General features: G+C 53.3%; 19 protein-coding genes. 4 read left to right on the top strand and 15 right to left on the bottom strand.

The features are described 5' to 3' along the window. Nucleotides 1-5 precede the first annotated feature (5 nt). The 4 genes from NYE24_RS08085 to proC all read left to right on the top strand — a co-directional run bounded on the left by NYE24_RS08085 (nucleotide 6) and on the right by proC (nucleotide 4,661). Complete coding sequence (locus tag NYE24_RS08085) at nucleotides 6-917, top strand: LysR family transcriptional regulator (RefSeq protein WP_342478450.1); 912 nt, start codon at nucleotides 6-8, stop codon at nucleotides 915-917. Nucleotides 918-1,356: 439 nt separating this feature from the next. Beyond that, complete coding sequence (proB, locus tag NYE24_RS08090) at nucleotides 1,357-2,460, top strand: glutamate 5-kinase (protein ID WP_342478451.1); 1,104 nt, start codon at nucleotides 1,357-1,359, stop codon at nucleotides 2,458-2,460. A gap of 56 nt (nucleotides 2,461-2,516) precedes the next feature. After that, nucleotides 2,517-3,764: a glutamate-5-semialdehyde dehydrogenase gene (locus NYE24_RS08095; RefSeq protein WP_036698043.1), complete on the top strand. Its 1,248-nt coding sequence runs from the start codon at nucleotides 2,517-2,519 to the stop codon at nucleotides 3,762-3,764. A gap of 30 nt (nucleotides 3,765-3,794) precedes the next feature. After that, nucleotides 3,795-4,661 (top strand): pyrroline-5-carboxylate reductase, encoded by an 867-nt coding sequence (gene proC / locus NYE24_RS08100; RefSeq protein WP_036698044.1) that lies wholly within the window; start codon nucleotides 3,795-3,797, stop codon nucleotides 4,659-4,661. 365 nt (nucleotides 4,662-5,026) lie between these two features. On the opposite strand, the gene NYE24_RS08105 is transcribed toward proC, so the two are convergent. From NYE24_RS08105 to panB, 15 genes are all read right to left on the bottom strand, one after another. Beyond that, a complete protein-coding gene (locus tag NYE24_RS08105) occupies nucleotides 5,027-5,794 on the bottom strand; it encodes a DnaD domain protein (protein ID WP_036698046.1) in 768 nt (255 codons plus the stop codon). Between the two features lie 24 nt (nucleotides 5,795-5,818). Next, nucleotides 5,819-7,114: an asparagine--tRNA ligase gene (asnS, locus tag NYE24_RS08110; protein WP_342478452.1), complete on the bottom strand. Its 1,296-nt coding sequence runs from the start codon at nucleotides 7,112-7,114 to the stop codon at nucleotides 5,819-5,821. A gap of 21 nt (nucleotides 7,115-7,135) precedes the next feature. Further along, nucleotides 7,136-8,344 (bottom strand): acetate kinase, encoded by a 1,209-nt coding sequence (locus NYE24_RS08115; protein WP_036698050.1) that lies wholly within the window; start codon nucleotides 8,342-8,344, stop codon nucleotides 7,136-7,138. After that, nucleotides 8,341-9,213, bottom strand: coding sequence for a 3-hydroxyacyl-CoA dehydrogenase NAD-binding domain-containing protein (locus NYE24_RS08120; RefSeq protein ID WP_036698052.1), 873 nt, complete (start codon nucleotides 9,211-9,213; stop codon nucleotides 8,341-8,343). Before NYE24_RS08120 ends, NYE24_RS08115 begins: the two co-directional genes overlap by 4 nt. A gap of 131 nt (nucleotides 9,214-9,344) precedes the next feature. Next, nucleotides 9,345-10,847: an AAA family ATPase gene (locus NYE24_RS08125; protein WP_342478453.1), complete on the bottom strand. Its 1,503-nt coding sequence runs from the start codon at nucleotides 10,845-10,847 to the stop codon at nucleotides 9,345-9,347. Beyond that, entirely contained in the window at nucleotides 10,840-11,382 is a 543-nt protein-coding gene (locus tag NYE24_RS08130; protein ID WP_342478454.1) for a hypothetical protein, read from the bottom strand. The genes NYE24_RS08125 and NYE24_RS08130 overlap by 8 nt, the downstream gene beginning before the upstream one ends. Nucleotides 11,383-11,660: 278 nt before the next feature. Then, nucleotides 11,661-12,410 (bottom strand): aminoglycoside adenylyltransferase domain-containing protein, encoded by a 750-nt coding sequence (locus NYE24_RS08135; protein WP_342478455.1) that lies wholly within the window; start codon nucleotides 12,408-12,410, stop codon nucleotides 11,661-11,663. A gap of 242 nt (nucleotides 12,411-12,652) precedes the next feature. Continuing rightward, nucleotides 12,653-13,174: a DUF5590 domain-containing protein gene (locus tag NYE24_RS08140; RefSeq protein WP_342478456.1), complete on the bottom strand. Its 522-nt coding sequence runs from the start codon at nucleotides 13,172-13,174 to the stop codon at nucleotides 12,653-12,655. Between the two features lie 29 nt (nucleotides 13,175-13,203). Beyond that, on the bottom strand, nucleotides 13,204-14,505 hold the full coding sequence (locus NYE24_RS08145; protein WP_342478457.1) for an amidohydrolase: 1,302 nt from the start codon (nucleotides 14,503-14,505) through the stop codon (nucleotides 13,204-13,206). After that, nucleotides 14,495-15,145, bottom strand: a complete 651-nt coding sequence (locus NYE24_RS08150; protein ID WP_342478458.1) for a redox-sensing transcriptional repressor Rex — start codon at nucleotides 15,143-15,145, stop codon at nucleotides 14,495-14,497. The genes NYE24_RS08145 and NYE24_RS08150 overlap by 11 nt, the downstream gene beginning before the upstream one ends. Before the next feature lie 138 nt (nucleotides 15,146-15,283). Next, nucleotides 15,284-18,145, bottom strand: coding sequence for an ATP-dependent DNA helicase DinG (dinG, locus tag NYE24_RS08155; RefSeq protein ID WP_342478459.1), 2,862 nt, complete (start codon nucleotides 18,143-18,145; stop codon nucleotides 15,284-15,286). A 118-nt stretch (nucleotides 18,146-18,263) separates the two neighbouring features. Further along, on the bottom strand, nucleotides 18,264-18,902 hold the full coding sequence (locus NYE24_RS08160; RefSeq protein WP_036698721.1) for a hypothetical protein: 639 nt from the start codon (nucleotides 18,900-18,902) through the stop codon (nucleotides 18,264-18,266). 114 nt (nucleotides 18,903-19,016) lie between these two features. Then, nucleotides 19,017-19,400 (bottom strand): aspartate 1-decarboxylase, encoded by a 384-nt coding sequence (panD, locus tag NYE24_RS08165; protein ID WP_036698065.1) that lies wholly within the window; start codon nucleotides 19,398-19,400, stop codon nucleotides 19,017-19,019. Continuing rightward, a complete protein-coding gene (gene panC / locus NYE24_RS08170; protein ID WP_036698067.1) occupies nucleotides 19,393-20,283 on the bottom strand; it encodes a pantoate--beta-alanine ligase in 891 nt (296 codons plus the stop codon). The genes panD and panC overlap by 8 nt, the downstream gene beginning before the upstream one ends. Before the next feature lies 1 nt (nucleotide 20,284). Beyond that, nucleotides 20,285-21,151 (bottom strand): 3-methyl-2-oxobutanoate hydroxymethyltransferase, encoded by an 867-nt coding sequence (gene panB / locus NYE24_RS08175; protein ID WP_036698723.1) that lies wholly within the window; start codon nucleotides 21,149-21,151, stop codon nucleotides 20,285-20,287. Nucleotides 21,152-21,421 lie beyond the last annotated feature (270 nt).

Raw genomic sequence — 21,421 nt, forward strand, 5'->3', positions numbered from 1 at the left:
TATGTATGGAACTAAGACAATTGCAATACACGCTGCAGATTGCAGCAGAACGGAACTTCTCCCGCGCGGCGGAGAAGCTGCATATCGCCCAGCCCTCGCTCAGCCAGCAGCTGTCGAAGCTGGAGAAGGAGCTTGGCGTGCTGCTCTTCCAGCGTAATACCAGCTCGGTGGAGCTGACCTATGCCGGTGAGAAATTCGTTGAACAGGCCCAGGGGATCATCGATGCCGTTGAACTGCTGCGGCAGGAGATGTCCGATATCTCCCAGCTTCGCACAGGACGCGTAATGGTCGGCAGCATGCCGATTACCGGAGCACATCTGCTCCCGCATGTACTGCCTGTATTCAAGAGCAAATACTCCGAGGTTGAAATCACCCTGCTGGAGGACTCATCCATGAATCTGGAGAAGCTGACAGCCAGCGGCCAGACCGATCTCAGCCTACTCTCCCTGCCACTCGAAATTCCAACCCTGGCCTACGAGGTGCTCGGTGAGGAGCGGATCGATCTTGCCGTTCCACCGGGGCATCTGTTAGCCGGCCGTGAACCGCTAGGCATCCGTACCAGCCTGGCCGAGCTTAAAGATGAATCGTTTATCGTGCTTAAGGAAGGCCAGGGCTTCCGTAAAATGACCGTGGAGTTATGCCGCGAGGCCGGATTTGAGCCGCGGATTGTCTTCGAGAGCAACAATATGGAGACGGTCCAGTCGCTGGTTGCTGCCGGGATGGGCGTTACCCTGGTGCCCCATTTTATTGCACGGGCTGCCAGGAGTGAATTCGTACCGGTCTACCTTCCGCTGGCTGAGCCAGTGCCAGGCCGGACGCTGGTCATTGCCTACCGGCGCGGACGGTACTTATCCCGTGCCGCCGAAGCTTTTATCGAGACATTCAAGGCTACCGTGGCCGGTCTGACCGATAACTAGCCTTAGCACGCATACGGGCGGTGCTCTCATCTACAGGTCCTCTGCCCCACAGGATAAACATAAATCGCGCTGCCTGCGCTGCATGAAAAAATTTGTCTGCGCCTCTTTGCAAACCCCGCTGCCCCATGGTATCCTAAGTGTCAAATAGTGAAACGTGCTGACGGGACCAGTAAGAATGGACGTATATTCGTGTGCAGAGAGTAAATTCCTGAAGGCTGGGAGAATTTACCGCGAAGGTCATTCTGAATCCTACCCCTGAGCGGCCTGCCCTGCAGGACGGATACTCCCGTTATGAGAATGAAGTCGGATGAACCCTCATCAATGAAGGTGGTACCGCGGAAGTTAATCAAGCTTTCGTCCTTTGCTAAGCTAAGGATGGGGGCTTTTTGTCATTTTCGGGCGTTACAGGTATTTCAATTCGAGAGGAAAGTGAAAGACAATGACGACAAGAATTGTGGTCAAAATCGGCAGCAGCTCGCTCACAGGTCCCGAAGGCGGCCTCAATCGTGAGGCGGTCGCCTTCTTCGCCGCAGAGATTGCAGCGCTCCGCAAGGACGGCTGTGAAGTGCTGCTGGTCACCTCAGGGGCGGTCGCAGCGGGATTCCGGGGCATCGGCTATGATTCCCGCCCAAGGCTGCTGCATGAGAAGCAGGCGGCAGCAGCAGTAGGACAGGTTATGCTGATGCAGGCTTATCAGGAGGCATTTGCAGGCCACGGCATTCCTACTGCTCAGATCCTCCTGACCCGTACGGACTTCTGCAGCCGCCGGGCCATGAACAACGCCATGATGACGGTTGAAGAATTACTCCGGCAAGGCGCAGTGCCCGTGTTCAACGAGAACGATACCGTATCGGTGGATGAGCTGAAGTTCGGTGATAACGATACCTTATCGGCGCTGGTTGCCAATCTTCTGAAGGCATCGCACCTGCTGATCCTGACCGACATGGATGGCGTCTACAGCGGCGATCCCCGCAAGCACCCGGATGCTGTGCGGTATGAGCACATAGAAGAGATTACGCCTGAGATCTATGCCATTGCAGGCGGTGCAGGCTCAAGCGTGGGCACCGGCGGCATGCGCTCCAAGATCGACGCGGCCAAGATTGCCACGCGGGGCGGCGTTCCTGTCTTCGTGGGCCAGGTTAAGAAGCCAGGGGATTTATTACAGGCCGCAGCCGGAACGGGCAAAGGCACTTATTTTGCCACCACACTCGCTTCTCTGCCGGTCAAAAAGCAATGGCTGGGCTTCATGTCCACCCCGCTCGGATCACTATATATCGATGATGGTGCTGTTGAAGCGCTGCTCCACGGAGGCCATAGCCTATTGCCGGTCGGGGTTAGACGTATTGAGGGAAGCTTCCATTCAGGGGATGTCGTCGAAGTGCTCGGCCCGGATGCGAAGCTGCTTGGACGGGGCATCGTCAATTACGATGACACCCAGCTCCGCAGCATTCAGGGGCTTCCCAGCCGCGAGATTGTGCCCAAGCTCGGTGAAGTACACCGGCTGGAAGTTATTCACCGGGACGAATGGATCACGCTGCGTTAATCTTACACAACCTACTGTATTTTCATCTGCCAACATAACTTTTAGGAGGAATTGCCATGAGTGAAGTGGTTAACAAGACAACACTGGCCAAAGCAACCACAGGGGTACTTGCAAGCTTGACTACCGCCCAGAAGAATGATGCTCTGCTGGTAATGGCTGCTGCCCTGCGTGCCGAAGCTGGTTACATTATTGCCGCCAACGCCGAAGACCTGGAACGCGGCCGCCTAAACGGGACACCGGAGTCGATGCTCGACCGGCTGGCCCTGGATGCGGAACGGATTGACAGTATAGCCGAAGGCTTGCAGCAGATTGCCGCACTGCCTGATCCGGTAGGGGACAATCTGGAGACGATCGAACGGCCAAACGGCCTGCACATCGAGAAGGTACGGGTTCCGCTTGGGGTGATTGGCATTATCTATGAAGCACGCCCCAACGTCACCGTTGACGCTGCCGGACTGTGCCTCAAGACCGGCAATGCTGTGGTGCTGCGCGGCGGCTCCTCCGCCCTCTCCTCCAACCGCGCCATCGCCGAGGTGCTTCACCGCGCACTTGCAGGTACCGCCCTTCCGCCGGATGCCTTGCAGCTGATCGAAGATCCTAACCGCTCCTCCGTGGATGAAATGCTGAAGCTGAACGGACTGCTGGATGTCATCATCCCGCGCGGAGGAAGCTCCCTAATTCAGAATGTGGTTCTAAATGCCACCGTACCGGTTATTGAAACAGGGGCAGGCATATGCCATACTTATCTGGATGCAAGTGCTAATCCGGAAATGGCCCGGCGCATTAGCGTGAATGCGAAGGCCCAGCGGCCTTCGGTCTGCAATTCAATGGAGACGCTGCTGGTTCACCGCGCTTACGCCGAAGAGCATCTCGCCGCACTCGCTGAAGCCTTCCGCGAGGCCCGTGTGGAGCTGCGCGGCTGCCAGGATACTGTTGCTCTTATCCCTTGGGCTGTGCCTGCCACGCCAGAGGACTTCGCTACAGAATACAACGATTATATTTTAAATATTCGTATCGTGGACACGCTAGAAGAGGCTCTCGGACATATCGCGGAGTTTGGCACCAAGCATTCCGAATGTATTGTGACAGAGGACTTGGCGAATGCTGCACGCTTCCTGCAGGAGATTGATGCTGCGGCTGTATATCACAATGCATCTACCCGGTTCACGGACGGCTTTGAATTCGGCTTCGGCGCCGAGATCGGCATCAGCACCCAGAAGCTCCATGCCCGCGGGCCTATGGGACTTCCTGCATTGACTTCAAGCAAATATATGATTCACGGCTCCGGCCAAATCAGGGGTTAACTCACTCAACTTATAGGGGGACTGCCAGCCATGTGCCAGCAACCAGCAATTCCGCTCATCAATCATAATATCGTTTTTTATGGCGCAGGCTCGATGGCTGAGGCCATTGTGCGGGGATTGATTGCCCGGAATGTAGTGGAATCGGGCCGAATTATTATGCTGAACCGCAGCAGCAGCGAGCGCCTGGCTGAACTCCGCAGCCGATACGGCGTGCTCGGCTATAATGCTCCTGAGTCCAAGCTCGAGGCTCTGCGGTCTGCGCCGGTCATCGTTCTAGCCATGAAGCCCAAAGACGCTGCCGAAGCGCTCCGTTCCCTGGGGCCGCTGCTGTCGCCGGATCAGCTCGTGATCTCCGTGATTGCCGGGTTGACCATCCGTACGATACAAGGCTTACTGGGTAATCCGCAGCCTGTGGTCCGCACCATGCCGAACACCTCTAGCTCCATCGGCCTCGGTGCTACCGGGATTGCCTTCTCTAAGGAAGTTGGCGAGGACAGCCGACGTACAGCGCTTAATATCTTCGAAGCGGTCGGAATGACGGCGGTTATTGACGAAGAACGGATGGAGACCTTAACCGGGATCTCCGGCAGCGGACCAGCCTACATCTACTACATGATGGAAGCGATGATTGCCGCCGGCATCCGCGGAGGGCTTCCGCTGGAGCAAAGCCGTGAGCTGACTGTCCAGACCGTGCTGGGCGCAGCACGAATGGTTCAGCAGACTGGTGAAGAGCCTGCTTCTCTGCGCAAGAAGGTCACCTCGCCGAATGGATCTACCCAGGCGGCGATTGAAGTGCTGGAGCGCGGCGATTTCTTCGAGACCGTTATTGCCGCCGTCAACCGGTGTGCGGAACGTTCCCGCGAGATGGGCTCGGCTCTGGAGCAGGAGCTGCACTAATTCTTGTCCTAGTTTTTGATATTCTTACTACAACACATCAGCCCGCAGTTCCTTCCACGTGAAGGGACTGCGGGCTGTGTGATGGGAGCGGCGAAATCAGGTGCATTTATACCTTTCATTTTGCTCATCCGGCCACTTTTGCTTGAATCAAGTGTATTTGTACCCTTCATCTACTCATTAAACAAACTTTTCCTAATTTCAGGGGCACTTCTGCTCTTCACCCCCGCTCCCCGCACACTTTCAGCTAACTCCCAATTCCAAGCAAAAAATGAAAAAAAGTGCCCCTTAAGCCATATATATGACTTAAAGGACACCTTTACCAGCGGGGCCTTGCCCTGGACCGGCATATATCTACCTCGCTTCGCTCATCTGCCGCCGCTCCGGAATTTCTGGGAATAGGCTTTGACATCCTGGGCATTCTTCACCCGGTTGCGGGCCCATTCCAGCAGAATGCGGTCAATGTAACGGAAATGGACCTTTCCTGCAAAGACCGACTCCTTCAGGGCGAGCAGGATCAGTTCCTCGGGATAACGGTCTTCATCCACCCAGCCGGAAATAGTTTCACATTCCATGGGGGATAGCGGACGCCCGAATTCCTTCTCGAAAATGCTGAACAGACTGCGTCCGTCCTCCGACTCCTTGTCACCCGGCACAGCCGGGCGGCCATAGCCACCATCTGGTGCAGTAGCCCCGGAGTAATGAGCCACTGCCCGGGCCCCCGGCTCCCGCCCGCTCTGGCTGGGCTTCCCCTGGGCATTCTCCCGTGAGAGTTCTGCCAGATAAGCGCCCAGCTTCGCGTATAGGCCGGAGAAATTATAACGCTCATAATGGATGTCCCTCAGCTCGTCGTTATCTCCGTCGATGCTGATGAACCCTTCCTTCATCAGCTTCTGCAGTTCTCCGGCAATCACCGGAATACTGCGCCCGGTTACTGCCTGAAGCTCCTCCAGGGAAGGGAAGTCAATCCCCTCCACCTGTCTGAAGGAGAGCAGATGAATCAGCAGCATGGATTCACTGCCGGTCAGATTCAGCTTCCGGTAATATTTCAGGAGTGCATAAGGAATGACGGCCATTCCGTTCTCCAGGCCGAAGGCTACGCCCTCGCCCCAGGTATTCCAACCTTTTCCGTCCATACTTAAGCCCCCTTTCCCTATTCTTTAAGGGTAAAGACGGTACAGTGTACGAGGGAAGGCAATCGTCTCACGGACATGGTCCAGACCGCAGATCCAGGCTACTGTGCGCTCCAGCCCCAGACCGAAGCCGGAGTGCGGAACCGTGCCGTAGGTGCGCAGATCCATGTACCATTTGTAGGTGTCCATCGACAGGTTATGTTCCTTGAAGCGGGCTTCCAGCAGCGCCGGATCATCAATACGCTGTGATCCGCCGATGATCTCCCCGTAGCCTTCAGGAGCGATCATATCCGCACACAACACCACTTCCGGACGATCAGGATGCGGCTTCATATAGAAAGCCTTGAAGGAAGCCGGATAGTGGGTAATGAAGACCGGTCTGTCGCTCATCTCGGCAATCGCCGTCTCATGAGGAGCCCCGAAATCATCGCCCCAGGCAATTTCATAGCCCTTTTCATTCAGGAACTTAATCGCATCGTCATAGCTGATACGCGGGAATGGTGCTTTGATGTTCTCAAGCTTCGAGACATCGCGGCCCACCGCTTCCAGTTCAGCCCGGCAATTCGTAAGTACAGATTGTACCACGAAGCTGATGAAATCCTCCTGCACGCACAGGCTTTCTTCATGATCGGTGAAGGCCATTTCTGGCTCAATCATCCAGAACTCAATCAAGTGGCGGCGGGTCTTGGATTTCTCTGCACGGAAGGTAGGCCCGAACGAATAGACGCGTCCCAGAGCCATGGCTGCGGCTTCCATATACAGCTGTCCGCTTTGGGTAAGATACGCATCCTCTTCGAAGTACTTGGTGTGGAACAGGTTGGTCGTGCCTTCTGCTGACGTTGGTGTCAGAATCGGCGGGTCCACCTTCGTGAAGTCGCGCTCATTGAAGAACTGCTGAACCGCGCGGATAATCTCCGCACGAATCACCATTACCGCCCGCTGCTTGGAGGAACGCAGCCAGAGATGACGGTGATCCATCAGGAAATCGACGCCATGCTCCTTAGGTGTGATTGGATAATTCTCGGTAAGATGCAGAACTTCAATGCCCGTAACCGTCAGCTCGTAGCCTGACTGGCTGCGGGGCTCCTCACGGATGATTCCGGTCACATACAGCGAGCTTTCCTGGGTGAGGCTCTTGGCATCATCCCAGACCTGCTCAGGGACTTCTGATTTCACCACAACCCCCTGGATATAACCGGTACCGTCGCGAAGCTGCAGGAACTGAATTTTACCGCTGGAGCGCTTGTTGTTCACCCAACATCCGATGACAACAGTCTCTCCGACATGCTCATTCACGTTCTTGATTACACTTTTGTTAGCCATGCCTACTATCTCTCCTCTAATTTAGCCGTTAACACCTTGCACAATACGATAGGTATCGCGTGCGATCACCAGCTCTTCGTTCGTTGGAACCACAAGCACCTGTACCTTGGAATTGGCAGTAGAGATACGCCGCGGATCACCCGAACGGACCTTGTTGGCTTCTGCATCCAGCTCGATTCCGAGGAACGTAAGATTGTTCAGTACTTTTTCACGCAGCAGGGAAGCATTCTCGCCTACACCAGCGGTGAATACAATTACGTCTACCCCATTCATGGCAGCTGCATAAGAACCGATATATTTACGCAGACGATACTCGTACATTTCAAAAGCAAGCGTCGAATTAGGCTCGCCTTTCTCCGCACCGTCAATAATATCACGCATGTCACTGCTCACGCCAGAGATGGCCAGAAGTCCGCTGTGCTTGTTCAGCATGGAGTTCACTTCACCGACGGACAGCTCTTCCTTGTTCATCACATAAGGAACAATTGCCGGGTCAAGGTCGCCACTGCGCGTACCCATCATCAGGCCTTCCAGCGGAGTCATCCCCATCGAAGTGTCAACTGAAATTCCGCCGTCCACTGCAGTTACACTGGCACCGTTGCCGATGTGGCAGGTGATGATCTTAAGCTCGCCAAGCGGACGGTCCAGATAATCAGCAGCTGCTTTACTGACGAAATCATGGGAGGTTCCGTGCGCGCCATAACGGCGTACTTTGTATTTGTTGTAAAGCACTCTCGGAATGGCATACATATAAGCCTTCTCAGGCATCGTCTGGTGGAAGGCGGTATCGAACACAACGACCTGCGGCACACCGGGCATATTATTCTCGGATGCGGTAATCCCCATCATCGCAGCCGGGTTATGCAGCGGCGCAAGGTCGAACAGCTGGCGGATCTTGGTCTTCGCATCGGCATCGACCAGCGCGGAGGATTTGAAGAATTCCCCCCCGTGCACTACACGGTGGCCCACTGCATTAATCTCATCGGTGGATGCGATAACGCCATGCTCTTTGTCTGTCAAACAAGCAAGCACTTTACGGATTGCCGTATTGTGCTCCAGAATTTCGCTTACTTCGGTTACTTCCTGCTTGCCGGTCGGCTTGTGGTTCAGAATGGAGGAATCCATACCGATACGTTCTACCAGCCCTTTGGCGAGTACAGATTCATCTGTCATATTGTACAACTGGTATTTCAATGAGGAACTGCCGGAGTTAATTACTAAGATATTCATATACGGTCACCATCCTTGTCATACTTGAAGAAGCCTTCGCCCGATTTCGCACCCAGTTGTCCTGCACGCACCATCTTCTTGAGAATGGTCGAAGGACGGTACTTAAGCTCGCCGTATTCACGGAACATGTTCTCCAGTGCGGCAAGAACGGAATCCAGACCGAAGCGGTCTGCCATTTCAAGCGGCCCGTTCTGGAACTGGTAGCCGATGCGCATAGCATCATCAATATCTTCAGGAGAGGCAACCCCTTCCTGGAGCACATGCATAGCCTCGTTAATGAACAGGCAAATGAGGCGTGAAGATACAAATCCGGGGGATTCGTAGATCATAACGCCTTTTTTCTCAACAATCTCATCGACAAAGGCTTTGGTATCTTCAAATGTGCTGTCCGAGGTTTTCAGACCGCGCACGATTTCAACCAGATCCACCTTACCTACAGGGTGTATGAAGTGCATGCCGATAACGCGTTCCGGATACATTGTAGAGCTTGCAAGCTCAGTCAAGCTAAGCGTTGACGTGTTGCTGGCAAGAATAATGTGGCTCGGACACACCTGATCGAGCTGATTGAATACCTTTTGCTTGGCTTCCAGATCTTCAACGATGGTCTCAATGACCATATCGCATGAGCTCAGTTCAGCGAAGTGTGTAACCTTCTGGATACGGGCCAGGATCAGCTTCTTCTCCGCCTGGGTAATCGCCCATTTCTCCAGCTGCTTGTCGAGACTGGTCTCGATCATTTCGTAGGAGTAGTTCAACCGTTCTGCAGTTTTTTCCACCAGCATGACATCCAGGCCCTTGGCTGCCAGCATTTCGGCAATCCCTTGTCCCATTGTGCCTCCGCCGATGACACCGATCTTCTTAAAATTCATGTAAAAGTCTCCATCCTTTCAGGTATCTATACTTCTGTATTGTACCTTGTCTGTCGAAAAAATAAGTAGCCCGACATATAATGATATCTTAGCATGTCTGAAAAGTAAAAAAAAATAACCGGCATAAAGAATTATGCCGGTAAAAGGACACTGTCACGAAATTGACAACGAAATTGCTCTCCGGAGAGAACTTCTTCCTTCATTAAAATGTCAAGGGAGTAATCAAATATATTTCTCTGCTTCTCCAGCAGGTCATTCGTGCGGATCATCAACTCGTCCAGTATTTTACTATTTTCCTTCATTAATTCTTCAGTGGTAACCATTTGCAGATTCGCAATGCCGAGCGAGGTGAGCCCTGACTTCATCATGGTCTCAACGATATTCAGCGCCTGATCGAAGTCTCCACGGGAACCGGTACTGCGTCCTCCGTAATACATCTCTTCGGCAGCCGCTCCGCCCAGGGCAATCATGATCTGGTTCTCCAGGTAATCCTTCGTGTACAGATACTGCTCGGTCTGCGGATTATGCCGGACATACCCTAGAGCCTGGCCGCGCGGGGTCAGTGTTACCTGGCTAACGCTTCCGGGGCGCAGCAGCTCAGCCATAATAGCATGTCCAAGCTCATGGATCGCTACCCGCTTCTTCTCTTCATGGTTGGTCTCACGGTCGGTCTTCTCACCCATCATGACCTTGTCGATCGCCATCGACAGATGACGCTGCTCCACCAGGGTCAGATTCTCGCGCATCATGTAGATCGCGGCTTCATTCATCACGCTCTCCAGCTGCGCACCCGAGAAGCCGTAAGCTTCTTCGGCGATTTTATCCAGATTCACGGTGTCATGCAGCGGCTTGTTCTTGGCATGCAGGTCGAGAATCGACTTGCGGCCCTTCTTGTCAGGCATATCCACCTGAATATGGCGGTCAAAACGCCCCGGGCGCAGCAGCGCAGAATCAAGCATCTCCTTGCGGTTCGTTGCGGCTACCAGCAGAATGCGCGGGGTATCATTGTTATAAATCCCGTCCATCTCCGTCAGCAGCTGATTGAGGGTCTGATCGTATTCACGCTGCTGTCCGCCTTCGCGTTTCCCGCCGATAACGTCAATTTCATCGATGAAAATAATCGCACTTTGCTTATTCTCCTTGAGTGCGCGTGTGCGGGCATCCTTGAACAAATCGCGCACGCGTCCGGCTCCGACGCCGACATACATCTCGACGAATTCACTGCCTGAAGCAGCTACAAACACAGAATCGGTGTAATGCGCCGCAGCCTTGGCCATCAGCGTCTTCCCGGTTCCTGGAGGGCCGGTTAACAGAATTCCTTTGAGCGGACGAATCCCGAACTTGCTGATTTCTTCATGCCGGATCAGGAAGTCCAGCGCTTCACGCAGCTCCTGCTTGGCATTGTCCTGTCCGCCGATCTCTTCAAAGGTTAGCTTGGAGGGACCGTTCTTCTTACGCTTCTTATCTGCACCTGCATTGACCGTCAGACCGCCGCGGGCATGGGCAATGAACAGGAGCGCGGCAACCATGCCCATCGCTATAATTACAGGAAAGATATTAATTCCCACAAAAGCCATAAAAATCAGCATGACCGGAACAAATCCGGCTACAACCTCTTTCCAGTACTTAGGCATTGTTCCACACTCCCATCTTGGCTGCTGCACGCGGCAGAATGATGAATTTGCTCTCTGTGCCGTTGCTCAGGCTTACATAGACATTGTTGTCGTCAATCTCTGTGGTAGCTGTAACGCCGCTGTACTTACTGTCCTGCTCCTTCAGTCCGTCCAGCTTCGCTGGTATCAATGTATATTTCCGGCTCTCCATAGCTTCTGCTACAGAGAACATCGCTTTATCCCAATACTCATCCAGCAGTTCACTCGGCTTCTGTTCCACATCCAGCTTAAGGGTCCTGCCGTCAATAGCGGTGCTGCCTTCTCGTGATACATACTGCACCAGCTCACGTAATTTCGTGCCCGGCTGCAAATCCAGTTTCAAAGTGACTTCATTGCGTTTAATAGTAATATGGGAATCCTTCACACCCTGGTAGGATGATACCAGCTTCTGCAGCGGCTTCTGCACCGCGAATTGACGGTAAGAATACCAGCCACCAAACAATAATGCAGCAGACAGCAGAGACGTTAGCAGCACAGGCATAAGACGAAGTTTCAAGAAACGTCCTCCTCTCAATAATGACCAAGCTTAACTCTATAATAAAGACCAGCCAGCGTGTCTAGCGCCAATCCGAGACTGACATGCTCTTAAGCATGTCTTGATACAAGTAGTAGTATATCATAGGTGTATATACGATTTTACATAAAGTTGTGAATATATTTAAAATTTTTGATACTAATTTCTGGATGTTTCATGAACCATGAAAAAACGGCAGCTCAGATTTATATCCTGAAATGCCGCTGCTACTTTCATATTCCGGCGTACACTACATCCGGCTAACGCTCAATTTCAGCCATCATATATTCCGCAAAATCAGTTAATAGCTCCAGTTCATAGCCTTCGGCGCGAGCACCGCTATATTCCTTAAGACACCGTCTAAGCAGCCCGTGGAAGCGTTCCGGCAAATGCTGAAGTCCCCACTCCCCGCCTTCCTTCTTGGAAGAGACATGACCTTCCTGCACATAGTAGAGTACCCTGCATAGATTCAGTGTGTAATAGAGTGGAGCATTCCCAATATTCTGCGGCGCATCATCAACATCCCTGATAATGGAATCCAGATAGTACCTCTGGTCTACCGGCGCAAAGGCCTCGCGTATCGGCTCCCCGTACAAGATAAACCCGCGATGGTAGACTACTGCAAAATGTGCCGCCAGATCAGCATCCTCAAAGCCGCCGCACAGATAATTCTTATCGGTTCTATACCGCTCTAAATGAGCTTCTGAAAAGTGAAATTCAAATGGCGTAGGATACACAAAGTTATGCAGGTATGTCTTCAGGACGATAGACAGTTCAATTCCGCGCTTATTCGGCAGACTGTCATGAAAGGCTACGATACGACCGGCAAGGCTATGACTGACCTCTGCGGGTAGCTTGTCCTCTACGACAATGAGCAGATCAATATCGCTTGAATCCGGTTGAAAACAGCCCATGGCCAGGGAACCGTGCAGATAAATCCCCGACAGATTATCCCCCAGCTCTTCCTTAAACAAATCCACCGCCTGATCCAAATATGCTAAAACTTCCAATTTCATCATCCTCCTTGAGAGACATATATGCAGGTTGGCGATAGCATTCGAGGAATACAATCAGTATATCAATTCAAGTATATTAATCGATGTATCTCAAACCATATATCTCCATTAAGCCACAGTTCCCCGTCTGCCACCAGTCCCAGAACAGTTCCAGATTATTTTCGACATGATGGATACAAAAAAACGGAAGAACAGATAATCTGTTCCCCCGCATGTTATTCTGCTGAGCGCTTAGCTTAACGGTTGGGCAAACTGTACCCCTCACCGATGGCGCTGCCATCCTTGAAGCGGTAGAAGTTGTAATAGAATCGCCCGTCTTTTTTGTAAAATAGCTGCCAGGCATATTCCCCGTTATATACACCGGGCAGCAGCCGTTCGATCTTCACGTCCGGTAACTGATCGGCTATGATTCCGCGCATTTTCTCTTCGGAAGTGCCTTTGCTCAGCTCTTCAGCATACAGGTCGTTGTCGCCTCCGGCAGGCTTGCCCTCCAAGGTGAAACGGACCCACACCATCAGATCGATCCCGGCTTCATTTTTGCCGGTTAGCACCCAGTAGATCTCATTCTCATTCCAGACGGATTTCTGAGCCTTGGTTACCTCCGTTAGTCCGGCACGCGTCCGGGCCAGCTCCTTGGCCTCATTCCGCTCGTTCCACTGGTCCTTCATAATGTAGGCATAGAACTGGCTTAATCCGAACAGAAGGAGCAGCACCACGGTAAGCCCCAGCCAGATCCATTTTCTCCTCTTCTTCTTCACAACGCTGCTTCCTTTCCCGTTCTCCTGAATTACCGTTTAAGCAGGCTCTCGAACGTCTCCTGTGCTTTGCGGCGGATAGCTTCTTCATCCAGTGTCAGGCATTGTCCATGCTTCACAACCTGCTGGCCGTTCACCCATACATGCTCCACATCCTTGGCACTTGCCGAATAGACGGCATGGGAGAGCAGATCGGTATGCGGCAGCAAATGCGGCTGGTCAATATCAAGCGCGATGAAGTCGGCCTTCATTCCTGCTGCAAGCCGGCCTACCCCGCTTAGGAAAATAGACTGCGCCCCGTATTCCGTGGCCATCAGTAGCGCTTCAGGAGCCGGTACCGCTGTAGGATCACCGCTTACGCCCTTGTGGATCAGAGCCGCCAGCCTCATCTCTTCGAACATATCCAGATTGTTGTTGCTTGCCGCGCCGTCTGTACCCAGGGAGACCTTAACCCCGGCTCGCAGCAGCTCAGGAACACGTGCAACCCCGCTGGCCAGCTTCAGGTTACTGCCGGGGTTATGCGACACGCCAACGTTATAGCTGGCCAGAATCCCGATCTCTTCATCGTTCAGATGAACCCCGTGGGCAATGAGCGAAGGACGGGTGAACATCCCCAGCTTCTCCAGATGTGCGACCGGACGAAGGCCGTAGTCAGCAACGTTCTGCTCCACTTCATGGCGCGTCTCGGACATATGGGTATGCATCGGCAGGTCCAGATCATGGGCAGCCTGCACAAACTTCATGAAAAACTCTGGAGGACAGGTGTACGGAGCGTGCGGTGAGAGCATAGTTGTAATTCTGCCGTCAGCCTTGCAGTGCCAGTTACGGGCAAAAGCAACCGCCTCAGCGAGCTTTGCTTGCTGTACCTCTTCCGGGCACAGCCCAATTACGCCGCGCATCAGCACCGCACGAATACCGGACTGCTCCGTTACTTCCGCTACCCGGTCCATATGATCATACATATCGAGGAAGGTGGTTGTGCCGCCCTTCAGCATTTCCAGTACGGACAACGAGGTTCCCCAATATACATCATCACCAGTGAATTTCTCTTCCATCGGCCACATCTTCTCCTGCAGCCAAGTCTGAAGCACCATATCGTCGCCGTATCCGCGCAGCAGTGACATGGCCGTATGCCCATGGGTATTGACCAGACCCGGCATGAACAGCAGACGGCTGCCGTCTACGACCTGAGCGCCATCCTCCACTACCGGCTCAGCTTCACCTATGTAAGTAATCAGATCATTCTCCAGGGTCATATACCCGCTTAGAACCGGCTTGTCGCTGCCCGGAACCAGGAAGTGCCCGTTCTTGATTATCGTGATCTTACTGCTCATCTTCTGCCTCATCCTTTCCATCATGCAAATAATAGGCCAGGCTCTGCAGATCTGTGGTGAAATCTGCGGCATGAATCCGGATATTGGCAGGCGTCCTGAGAATAACCGGTGCGAAGTTCAGAATCGCCTCAATGCCGGAGTCCACAAGAATATCAGCTACATTCTGGGCTTCGCTGTCAGGTACGGTAATAATCCCGATGCGGATGCCCTGCGAGCGGATTGTGCTGCTTAACTCCTCCATCGGCTGCACAACCAGCGAGTTGATCTGCTGGCCCACCTTCGGCGGGTAGGCATCGAAGATCGCAGTAATCTTCATCGTATCCTTCAAGTAAGCGTTGTAGTTAGACAAGGCATGACCGAGATTACCGGCTCCAACCAGTGCAACATTAATTTGCTGGTCAAGCTTCAGGATATGGCGAATCTTCTCAATTAGATAGGATACATCGTAGCCGATACCCTTCCTGCCAAAATCACCGAAGTAAGCCAAATCCTTACGGATCTGGGCGGGATTCAGATCAAGCTTCTGGCCCAGCTCCTGAGAAGAGACTGTGGAGATTTCACGTTTTTGGAGATCGTTCAGGAAACGCAGGTACACTGGGAGCCTGCGCACGACGGCCTCCGATATTTTATCCGATTTCATGTATTCTCCTCCTTAATAGTTGTGTTATACCCGTTCAATTATAGCAACCGTGCCCCCCGCCTGCCGGATCGGCAGGACAGGGCGGGAACGGATCTTCAGGTTAATCATGACTTATTAATAATAGCAATAGCAGATGAATTAGGAAACCCCGCCGTCTTCCAGCCATTCGGCAATTCTCGGGACCATCTGCTCGGTGAGCATATGCTCCATCTTGGGACCGGGGAGTGAATACAGGAAGTACTTTCCGTAATGCGATTCAATTACTCTAGTATCGTACACAATTACGATGCCCCGGTCCTGCGCCGTGCGGACCAGCCGCCCGAAGCCCTGCTTGAAGCGGATGACTGCCTGCGGCACGGACAGCTTCATGAACGGGTTCTTCTTCTGTGCCTGAAGCAGCTCCGACTTCGCTTCTGCCAGCGGGTGATTCGGCGGCTGGAACGGCAGTCTGACAATCGCCAGGCAGGTCAATGCTTCTCCCGGAATATCTACCCCTTCCCAGAAACTGCTGGTACCGAGCAGGACCGAAGCCGGGCTGTCCTGGAAGCGGCGGATCAGCTTGCTCCGGCTGCCGCCCTCCACACCTTGTCCGAGCACCGCGATATCCTGGGAGGCAAGCGCCTCCTTCAGCGGGTCATAGACCTGGCGCAGCATCTTGTAGGAGGTGAACAGCACCAGCATTCGCCCTCGTGTAGTTACAGCAGTCTCGGCGAGGGAATGAACAAGCGTGTCCACAAAACGGGCATCCCCTATACTTCCCTTGACGCTCGGGAAGTCGCGGGGAATGACCAGCAGAGCCTGCTCCCGGTATTTAAACGGCGACGGAAGCAGCGCTGTCATCAGACGCCCCTGCTCCGCAGCTTCACCAAGGCCCAGGTTATCGATCATGAACTGGAAGGACTTATCCACGGATAAGGTGGCCGAGGTCAGGACAATACTCTTCTTCTTGTCGAAGAACAGCTCCCTGAGCTGGGTACTGACATCTACAGGAACGGCATACATTTGCAGCGACTTGCCTTTATAATTACCGCTTCCCTCCAGCCAATACACGATATTCTCATCGTTCAGGCTCATGAAGAAGCGGATCTGCTCTCTAATGGATGCCAGATCCTTAAATAACCCGCCGATATCGGTCACAAGACTGTCCGAGGAGGATTGGCTGTCCGTGTCACGCATCTCACTGAGCATCTTGTCACCCTTGCGGATGATATCGCTCAGACTGAGGTTCAGCGTATTCTCAAGGGCCGCCAACTCCTCCCAATCCTTCGGCTTCTTGCCCGGCTGCAGGCGGGCCACCAGTTGGCCTGCTTCACCGGCTCCGGCATCGCTGCGCTCGGGCAGCAGGCTGAAGAGCCGGTCGCTGAGCGCATCCCAAGATTCCTTCACCGTCAGCAGATCGGGATAGATCCGGTCGATCACGCCGCTCCATTCGGAAGCCTGCTCACTGCCCGAAGACTGCAGACTCTGGCGGAGGGCAGGCAGCTGCCCGCTCCGGCTATCCTTATAGAGGCGGGTGAGGGTATGGGCGAATGTGAAATATTTCATCTGCATGCCAAGATGCTTGCCGGCAATATCTTCCAGATGATGGGCTTCATCAATCACAAGATGATCGTAAGCCGGAAGTAGCTGATGCCCGGCTTTGACATCTGCGAACAGCTTGGAGTGATTGGTGACCACCACATCAGAGATCCCGGCTTCATGCTTGGCCCGGTGGTAATAGCATTTGCGAAACCAGGGACAAGCCCGTCCCAGGCAGGAGTCGGTATCACTGGCTACAGTCTCCCAGAAATCGCCGCCCCGTCCGCTTAAGTTAAGCTCCTCATCATCGCCGGTCGTCGTCTGGGTCAGCCAGACAAGCATTTGCGCAGCGGTGAGCGCTTCTTCTCTTGGACTCGTAAAGTCCTTTTTATTCATTCTATGTTCGAACTTGCGCAGACACAAATAGTGCCCTCTTCCCTTAAAGATGGAGGCCTTGAACGGGAACGGCACAACGCTGGTTAAGAGTGGGATATCCCGCTCACGCAACTGGTCCTGAAGGTTAATGGTATGAGTGCTGACCATCACCTTTTGATCACTTTTCACACTATGGTAGATGGCCGGAAGCAGGTAACCCAGCGACTTGCCGGTGCCGGTTCCCGCTTCAATCAGCAGATGCTTGTCCTGCTCAAGCGCTGTAATGACCTCATGGATCATCAGCTCCTGGGCCTCACGGCTCTCATACTGTGGAAGAACAGCCTTCAGCCGCTTCGTTACCTCATCCATATACTCTTCAAAGGTAATATTCTCCAGCGGATTGACGTTTCCTTCCTCCCGGGGCGTTGCCAACTCTGCCCAATCCCCCACAGCCAGCGCAAGCTGGCGGTAGAAGCTCAGCTCTCCTTCCGGCTGAAAGGTCTCCATCTCCCGCTCCCGCAGCAGACCGTCGAAATACCAGGCCAAATCACTGTCTTCGTCTGCGAACAGCTCATTCAGCCGCTGAATAGTCAACAGCGGCAGACTGTGCAGCTCTTCCAGACATTTAAGCAGCACAATAGCCGTGGCAAGCGCATCACTGTCAGCCTGATGGGGACGGTCATGCGTAATGCCGAAGTGGCTGCTTACCGCGCCTAGCTGATAGGTGCTCAGCGAGGGAAAGCATATTTTGAGAAAATCGATGGTATCCAGAATCCGCCCCTGAAACGGCAGGTAGCCGCAGCGGTCCAGCGCATTCTGCAAAAAATGAAAATCAAACGCTACATTGTGTCCGACGAGGACGACATCATCCAGCAGCGGCACCAGCTCCATCATCATCTCATCAAGCTCTGGCGCATCCTGTACATCACTGTCTGTAATTCCGGTCAGGCCCGTAATAAAAGGAGGAATGGGTGCTCCGGGCTTGACGTAGGAACCATACACCCGGGAGATCGTCCCGTCTTCTTCTATAATGGCAAGGCCAACCTGGATGATTTCTCCCACAGATTGGGTTCCCGTAGTTTCAAAATCAAGCACGGCAAATTTCATTATAAGTTCTATTCCCTTTCACTTGAGACTCTTTATCAGCATAACAGAAGTTACGAAAAAAGGCGATGCACACCCCAGAAAGTGGTGGGGCGCATCGCCTAAAGGAACCGGGAAAAAGTTATAAAAGCGAAACCAGCTGATGGCCAAACTCCAGCTTCCCGCCCCGTCTGCGGCATACCTCCAGATTCACATTCGGCTCCGGCAGATCCGGGTCATGCAGCAGCGACAGGCTAAACAGCTCACTGGCTTCATTAAAGCGTTCCTGGGAAGCACGGATACAGCCCAGCGCATTATAGATCATCGCCTTCAGCTTCACCTCACGGATCAGGCCCAGCATGTGATCCAGATGTCCCCAGGCAATCTCGCCTTCACCTTCCTGCAGATAAGCCATGGCCAGATACAGGCGGGCAGCGAGGCTATCCGGATATTGTGCCGTAACCTCCCTGAACTGTTCAATGCACTTGCGGTACATCAGCAGCTTGTAATAGCCCTGGCCCCTGACAAAAGCATCCATCCCAAGCTCGGGCGCTTCCTCTTCCGGCAACTCCTCTGGCGGACCCTGGAAATCGGCCTGTTCCCGGAACTCGCTCAGCTTCTCAGCGAAGAGCAGCCACTCATCCATTACATTATCACTGATTCGGTGGAGCATATTATACTTGGATAAAAGATCGCTTCGGCGGGCACCCTCCGCAGTAGGATAGTCGGTTTTGATCTCCTGGAGCATCTTGTTCATCTCAGCAAATAAATGTTGAAACACCGGACATCCCACCCTTACTGATAATGAAGTCAGCTTAAGCTTGCCTTCCTTCATTTTTAGCAAGTACAGGTGTCTTCATCCCTGCCATTGATTACATGGCTCAAAGCGCGGACTTCAGGCAATTGTAGCGTGAATCTCATGATCCGCCAGCTTCACCGGCTTGTTGCCTTCATCAACGAACACCACCGTCGGCTTATGCGCTGCCAGCTCTTCTGAGGACACCACAGCGTAGGAAATAATAATCACGGTATCGCCGGGCTGTACCAGACGAGCTGCTGCCCCGTTCAGACAAATGACGCCGCTGCCGCGCGGACCTGGAATGACATAAGTCTCCAGACGGGAACCATTATTATTATCCACGATCTGCACCTTCTCGTTCTCCAGCAGGTCTGCGGCTTCCATCAGATCCTCATCAATGGTAATGCTGCCCACATAATTGAGATTGGCTTCGGTGACCGTTGCCCGGTGGATCTTGGATTTCATCATATGTCTAAACAAGAGCGTGCGCCTCCTTAGGAATAAATACATTATTATCAATCAGACGGGTTCTGCCGAACTTCACAGCCAGAGCCATTATAACCTCTCCGCCCGCTTCCGTCAGCCTGCTGGCGCCTTCCAGCTTTTCCAGATCAGGGAAGGTTAGAATCTCCGCATAATCAATGACCGCAAACGGCGATTCAGAAATGACCGAGACCAGCAGACCGCGTGCTTCATCTACCGTACGGATGCCGCCCTCTTCCATAGCCTGGCGCACTTCGCGCAGGGAACGCGATAATACCAGCGCCTGTCTGCGCTCCTCGCTGCTCAGATAGACATTACGGGAGCTGAGCGCCAGCCCGTCTTCCTCGCGCACAATAGGACAGGCGATGATGTCCACGTTCATGTTAAGATCAGACACCATCCGGCGGAGAACAGCTACCTGCTGGGCATCCTTCAGTCCGAAAAAGGCGTAATCCGGCTGCACGATATGGAACAGCTTGCTGACCACAGTAGTTACCCCGTCAAAATGTCCCGGACGCGAAGCGCCGCAGAGCTGTGTGGTAAGCGCGGAGACCGATACGCCTGTACGGATCGGCTGCGGATACATCTCTTCAACACTAGGGATGAACACCAGGTCCGCACCTTCACGTTCAGCCAGCTCCAGATCCCGCTGTTCATCCCGTGGATAGGAAGCGAAGTCCTCATTCGGGCCAAACTGCAGCGGATTGACAAAAATACTCATCACCACCGTGCCGCTCTTCTCCCCTGCCTTACGCAGCAGACTGGCATGTCCTTCGTGCAAATATCCCATGGTGGGTACAAAACCAACAGGGCCATGGCCCCCCTGACGCATATATTCAAGCGCTTCGCGCAGTTCAGCAATCGTTCGGATGACTCTCATGTTATTTCGCTCCTTTGCCGGCATTGCCGTATAAAGATTCCAGAACCGTCTCGTCCGCGCTGAACACATGCTCTTCCGCAGGGAACGAGCGGTCCTTCACTTCCTGAACATAGCTGGTGATGCCTTCACGGATCAGGGAGCCTACATCGGCGTAGGTTTTGACGAATTTTTTCTCCCGGTAAGGGGAGGCATACCGCAGGACATCATGGAAAACCAGAACCTGTCCGTCACAGTAACGCCCGGCACCAATGCCTATGGTCGGTATGCTGACCGCCCGGGAGATCGCCTCAGCCACCTCTTCTGTCACCAGCTCCAGCACAATGCCGAAGGCCCCTGCGGCTTCCAGCGCCTTCGCTTCGTCCATCAGCCGCTGTGCATCCTTGGCATCCTTACCCTGAATCCGGTAGCCGCCGATCATATTGACCGACTGCGGGGTCAGGCCGATATGGCCGAGCACCGGAACTCCGGCAGCGACAACAGCGGATACTGCGGAGCAGATTTCGAGGCCGCCTTCCATTTTGACCGCATGGGCCTGGCCTTCCTGCATCAGTCTGCGCACACCGCGCAAGGTCTCATCCACGCTTCCGTGGTAGGTCATGAACGGCATATCTGCCACTATAAAAGTATTAGGCGCCCCGCGCTTCACCGACCGGGTATGGTAGACCATATCCTCTATGGTAACCGGCAGCGTGGTATCATAACCAAGCACGACGTTCCCCAAAGAATCACCGACCAGAATCAGATCAATGCCGGCTTCTTCCGCCAACTGGGCTGAAGGGTAGTCATAAGCGGTCAGCATGCTCAGGGGCACACCGTCCGTTTTCATTTTTTTCATCTTGATAATATTCAGTGCGTGTTTGTCTGCCATGTTACTCTCATTCCCCTTTTCCATAAAATACGCGTTCTCCGCGCAAACAAAAAAACCTTTTAGCATGGTCCGCTAAAAAGGTCCGAAGGGCAAAAAAGAGTCACTCGCGATCGTCCCTTCTGTCTCGGTCCTTACGGCTCAGAGCAGAATCCAACGTAACCGTTACATCCAGTTATGAAGGTACATCCGGTAAACAATGTCCTGTTCAAAGATACAACTTACGTGAGTACAGCTCGCCATGCGATGCCGCCTCATGAGCACAGTATACCA

This window comes from Paenibacillus sp. FSL H7-0350 (genome assembly GCF_038593195.1).
Lineage (GTDB): Bacteria > Bacillota > Bacilli > Paenibacillales > Paenibacillaceae > Paenibacillus_AQ.